Annotated in this window: 5 protein-coding genes; 2 read left to right on the forward strand and 3 right to left on the reverse strand. The window is 67.6% G+C overall.

Translation table 11 applies throughout. The features are described 5' to 3' along the window. Positions 1-56 precede the first annotated feature (56 nt). The 3 genes from ACFUN8_RS36905 to thyX form a co-directional block, all read right to left on the reverse strand. Entirely contained in the window at positions 57-1,742 is a 1,686-nt protein-coding gene (locus tag ACFUN8_RS36905) for a ribonuclease J (protein WP_383647694.1), read from the reverse strand. Between the two features lie 205 nt (positions 1,743-1,947). Next, positions 1,948-2,847 (reverse strand): 4-hydroxy-tetrahydrodipicolinate synthase, encoded by a 900-nt coding sequence (dapA, locus tag ACFUN8_RS36910; protein WP_354608788.1) that lies wholly within the window; start codon positions 2,845-2,847, stop codon positions 1,948-1,950. A gap of 315 nt (positions 2,848-3,162) precedes the next feature. Next, a complete protein-coding gene (thyX, locus tag ACFUN8_RS36915) occupies positions 3,163-3,900 on the reverse strand; it encodes an FAD-dependent thymidylate synthase (RefSeq protein WP_364488193.1) in 738 nt (245 codons plus the stop codon). A gap of 286 nt (positions 3,901-4,186) precedes the next feature. Here thyX and ACFUN8_RS36920 point away from each other — a divergent pair, with 286 nt between their 5' ends. Next, positions 4,187-4,426 (forward strand): hypothetical protein, encoded by a 240-nt coding sequence (locus tag ACFUN8_RS36920; protein ID WP_383647697.1) that lies wholly within the window; start codon positions 4,187-4,189, stop codon positions 4,424-4,426. Between the two features lie 95 nt (positions 4,427-4,521). Then, positions 4,522-5,070, forward strand: a complete 549-nt coding sequence (locus ACFUN8_RS36925) for a hypothetical protein (protein WP_383647699.1) — start codon at positions 4,522-4,524, stop codon at positions 5,068-5,070. The last annotated feature ends 64 nt before the right edge of the window (positions 5,071-5,134 follow it).

A 5,134-nucleotide genomic window follows, 5' to 3' on the forward strand; every position in this document is an offset into this window, starting at 1 on the left:
GAGCGGGGCCCCCGAAGCAAATCGGGGGCCCCGCTCCGGTGTTGAGGTCGTCGAGGTCAGACCTCGACGACCACAGGCAGGATCATCGGGCGCCGGCGGTAGGTGTCGGAGACCCACTTGCCCACCGATCGCCGCACCAGCTGCTGGAGTTGGTGGGGCTCGGCGACGCCGTCCGAGGCCGACTTGCCGATGATCTCCTCGATCTTCGGGATGACGGCGGCGAACGCGGAGTCCTCGATGCCGGAGCCTCGCGCCTGGATGTGCGGGCCGCCCACGACCTTGCCGGTCGTCGAATCCACCACCAGGAACACGGAGATGATGCCCTCGTCGCCGAGGATGCGACGGTCCTTGAGGGACGTCTCGGTCACATCGCCGACCGAGAGCCCGTCGACGTACACGTAACCCGCCTGGACCTTGCCGACGATTCTGGCCTTGCCGTCGACCAGGTCGACGACCACTCCGTCCTCGGCGATGACGATGTGGTCCTTCGGGACCCCCGTCAGTGCGCCGAGTTCGGCGTTGGCGCGCAGATGGCGCCATTCGCCGTGAACCGGCATCAGGTTCTTCGGCTTGCAGATGTTGTAGAAGTACAGGAGCTCGCCGGCCGAGGCGTGGCCCGAGACGTGGACCTTGGCGTTGCCCTTGTGGATGACGTTGGCGCCCCAGCGGGTCAGGCCGTTGATCACGCGGTAGACCGCGTTCTCGTTGCCCGGGATGAGGGACGAGGCCAGGATCACCGTGTCGCCGGGGACGATCCGGATCTGATGGTCGCGGTTCGCCATGCGCGAGAGCGCGGCCATCGGTTCGCCCTGGGAGCCGGTGCAGACGAGGACGACCTCGCTGTCCGGGAGGTCGTCGAGCGTCTTGACGTCGACGACGAGGCCGGCCGGGACCTTGAGATAGCCCAGGTCTCGGGCGATGCCCATGTTCCTGACCATCGAGCGGCCGACGAACGCGACCCTGCGGCCGTACTCGTGGGCGGCGTCGAGGATCTGCTGGATGCGGTGCACATGGCTGGCGAAGCTCGCCACGATGATCCGCTTCTGTGCGCTGCCGAAGACCTGCCGCAGGACGTTCGAGATGTCCCGCTCGGGCGGGACGAAGCCCGGCACCTCGGCGTTGGTCGAGTCTGAGAGCAGCAGATCGATGCCCTCTTCGCCGAGTCTGGCGAAGGTCGGCAGGTCGGTCAGGCGACGGTCCAGCGGGAGCTGGTCCATCTTGAAGTCGCCGGTGTGGACCACCATTCCCGCGGGGGTGCGGATGGCGACGGCCAGCGCGTCCGGGATCGAGTGGTTCACCGCGACGAATTCGCAGTCGAACGGGCCGATGCGCTCGCGATGCCCCTCGGTCACTTCGAGGGTGTACGGGCGGATGCGGTGCTCCTGGAGCTTCGCCTCGATCAGTGCGAGGGTCAGCTTCGAGCCGATCAGCGGGATGTCCGCCTTCAGCCGGAGCAGGAAGGGGACACCACCGATGTGGTCCTCGTGGCCGTGCGTGAGGACGATCCCCTCGATGTCGTCGAGGCGGTCTCTGATGGTGGTGAAGTCCGGCAGGATCAGGTCGATGCCCGGCTGTTCCTCCTCGGGGAAGAGGACGCCGCAGTCGACGATCAGAAGACGGCCGTTGTATTCGAAGACCGTCATGTTACGGCCGATTTCGCCGAGGCCGCCGAGCGGGGTGACGCGCAGGCCGCCCTTGGGCAGCTTCGGCGGGGCGCCGAGTTCGGGATGCGGATGACTCAAAAGACTCTCCTCACCACGCACGCCACGTACCGCTGAGGCACGTGGCGCGCGTGACATTCGTGCACTTGCTGTTGCACTTGCTTGTTGTCCGAGTGGGCGGAATGCCCAGCACTTGTGTGTTCGGTTATTCAGTTGTGAAGTTCGATATTTTCGATATTCGTGAAACCTGATTCATGCAATCGCGTTCGTGAAGACGGGGCCTCGGTTACAGCTCTACCCCGCCGGCCGCGAGATCGATCTTGAGCTGCGCCGTCTCGTGCTCCGTCAGCTCGACGAGCGGGAGGCGCAGGGGTCCGGCCGGCAGCTTCTGCAGGGTGAGCGCCGCCTTGGTGGTGATGACTCCCTGCGTACGGAACATGCCGGTGAAGACGGGGAGCAGCTTCTGGTGGATCTCCGTGGCCTTCTGGACGTCGCCGGTGACGTGCGCGTCGAGCATGGCGCGCAGTTCCGGTGTGACCACGTGGCCGACGACGGAGACGAAGCCGATGGCGCCGACCGCGAGAAGCGGAAGGTTGAGCATGTCGTCGCCCGAGTACCAGGGGAGGCCGCTCTGGGCGATGACCCAGCTGGCCCGGCCGAGGTCGCCCTTGGCGTCCTTGTTGGCGACGATACGCGGGTGCTGAGCGAGCCGGATGAGCGTCTCGGTGTCGATGGGGACGCCGCTTCGGCCCGGGATGTCGTACAGCATCACCGGCAGCCCGGTGGCGTCGGCGATGGCCGTGAAGTGCTGGAAGAGACCTTCCTGCGGCGGCTTGTTGTAGTACGGGGTCACGGCGAGCAGGCCGTGTGCGCCGGTGCGTTCGGCGGTGCGGGCGAGTTCGATGCTGTGCCGGGTGTCGTTGGTGCCGATGCCGGCGACGACATGCGCCCGGTCCCCCACCGCCTCCAGGACGGCCCGTACGAGCTGATCTTTCTCCGCGTCGCTGGTGGTCGGGGACTCGCCGGTGGTGCCGTTGATGATCAGGCCGTCGTTGCCTGCGTCCACCAGATGCGAGGCGAGTCGCTGGGCGCCGTCGAGGTCGAGTGCGCCGTCCGCCGTGAAGGGCGTGACCATGGCGGTGAGGACCCGCCCGAAGGGGGTCTGCGGAGTGGAGATCGGAGCCATGGGTAACACGCTACTCGTTGCTCGGCTCGGCGTGTCCCCTCGGGGGCACACGGGCAGGTCGGGGACCCGCGATACGGAAGCGGGCTCTTGGGTGGCGCGGGGCTGGGGAACCGCCCGGGGTCCGGGGGAAACACCCCCCCGAGGTCCAGTGTACGGAGCCCGGCACTGACTGCTCGGGGGTTCAGGCAGTGCCGGGTCCGTTTGATCAGCCTAGATGAACTTCTCGAAACGCCGCAATCCGGACACTTATCACCATAGTCCGTACATCTGTGCGCAACGGCGGCCCTGCGGGCCCCGCCGACACCCGCCGACGCTCTACGGGGCGACCCGGCCGTTGCCGTTGAAGGCGGCGTGCGTGAGCGGCATGAGCCGCGCCCACTGCTCCTCCATCTTCTCGCCGACCATCTCGATCTCCCGCTGCGGGAAGCTCGGGACCTTCGCCGCCTCGTGCTGGGTGCGCAGCCCGAGGAAGTGCATCAGCGAGCGTGCGTTGCACGTCGCGTACATCGACGAGTAGAGGCCCACCGGCAGCACCGCGCGGGCCACCTCGCGGGCGACCCCGGCCGCCAGCATCTCCTGGTACGCCTCGTACGCCTGGCGGTACGACTCCGTCATCGCGCGCTCGGTGAGGTCCTGCTGCTCCTGCGTGCCGTCGACGAAGACGTACTTCCCGGGGCGGCCCTCCTGCACGAGCTTGCGTGAGGCGTCGGGGACGTAGAAGACGGGCTGCAGCTCCCGGTAGCGCCCGGATTCCTCGTTGTAGGACCAGCCCACGCGGTGCCGCATGAATTCGCGGAACACGAAGATCGGGGCGCTGATGAAGAAGGTCATCGAGTTGTGCTCGAAGGGGCTGCCGTGGCGGTCGCGCATCAGGAAGTTGATGAGGCCCTTGGAGCGCTCGGGGTCCTTGGAAAGCTCTTCGAGTGACTGCTCGCCCGCGGTGGAGACCCGCGCGGCCCACAGGACGTCGGAGTCGCCGGCCGTGTGCTTCACCAGGTCGACGGTCACCTCGCTGCGGAAGCTGGGCTTGGTCTCGGCGGGAGTTTCACTCACCGGTGGGGGTCCTTCCTGTCACGTCTCTCGGGCGGCGCCCACTCTACGACCAGGCACTCAGGGCCCTGTCGACCACTCCGGCCACAGGCGGCACCGTAAGGGTGACCGGCACCGACGTGCGCGCGTACTTCGTGCGGATGTTCGCCAATTCGGCGAAATCGGGCACCAAATGGCCGTCCCACGCGTCTGACCCAGTAGCGGTACCGAGTCACTTCTCTCACTACCGCACGGGCTTCCGCTCGTATTCGTTCGTATCCACTCGCAGGACCGCAAGGAGTTCTCCCCCATGTTCCGCCGGCGTGAGGCCGTCCCGTTCGCATTCGTCGCCGAGGCCGACAGCTTCCGCAGTAACGTCACCCCTCCTCCCAGACAACGGGTCAGCCGGTCCGAGCTGATGAGTCGCACACTCATCGGGCTCGTCGTCGCGGCCGGGTTCGCGGGCTCGCTGTTGTTCGGGCTGCCGGCCCTCGAATCCGGTCAGTCGTCCGGACCGACGCAGCAGTCCGAGGCGTCCCAGGGCCGCTGACCCGTCCGGCCCCCCTGAGTGGTCCTGCCGGGGTGCTCCTCGATAACCTCAGCCAGCACCGCCCGATCGAGCGTGCTTGTGAGTGAGGATCAGTCGTGCCCCTGCCCTTCCTGACGGTCGACCGTGCGTTTGACGCCACCGACGATGACGTCGCGCTGCCGTTCGACGACCACGACCGCTGGCGTCGCCCCTACCGCCCGGGACCGTGGCGGGTGGGCGCGTCGGCGCTGCTGCTGTTGCTCGCCTCGTTCGTGCTGCTCGCGACGATGATCATCGCGTTCGCCGGAGCGGTGTCGGGCGCCGCCGTGTGCCTCGGCATCTCGCTGGTGATGATCGCCGTGGCGCTGCGGCTGCTGCGCGTGGGCGCCTGGGTCAGCCGGCACGGCGTACGGCGCGTGGAGTTGCTCATGACCCGCACCGTGCCGTGGGACGACGCCGTGGAGGTCCGTACGGTGCAGCAGCCGGTGCGCTGGCTGGGGCTGCCGCGGACGGTGCAGGGGCAGGCGCTCCTGCTCGTACTCCGGGACGGTGAGAAGCGGCTGCTGCTCACCGATCACAACGCGGATTTCCTGTCGCGCTCCGAGGCTTTCGACCGGGCGGCGGACTCCGTCGAGGCGTGGGGCGACGAGTACCGGCGCGGCTGAACAGCCGCACCGTAGTCCCGAGTTGAACGATCCGACCAGGGCGAGCAGTTCGACTTTCTCGAAC

Source organism: Streptomyces sp. NPDC057307 (assembly GCF_042667665.1).
Lineage (GTDB): Bacteria > Actinomycetota > Actinomycetes > Streptomycetales > Streptomycetaceae > Streptomyces.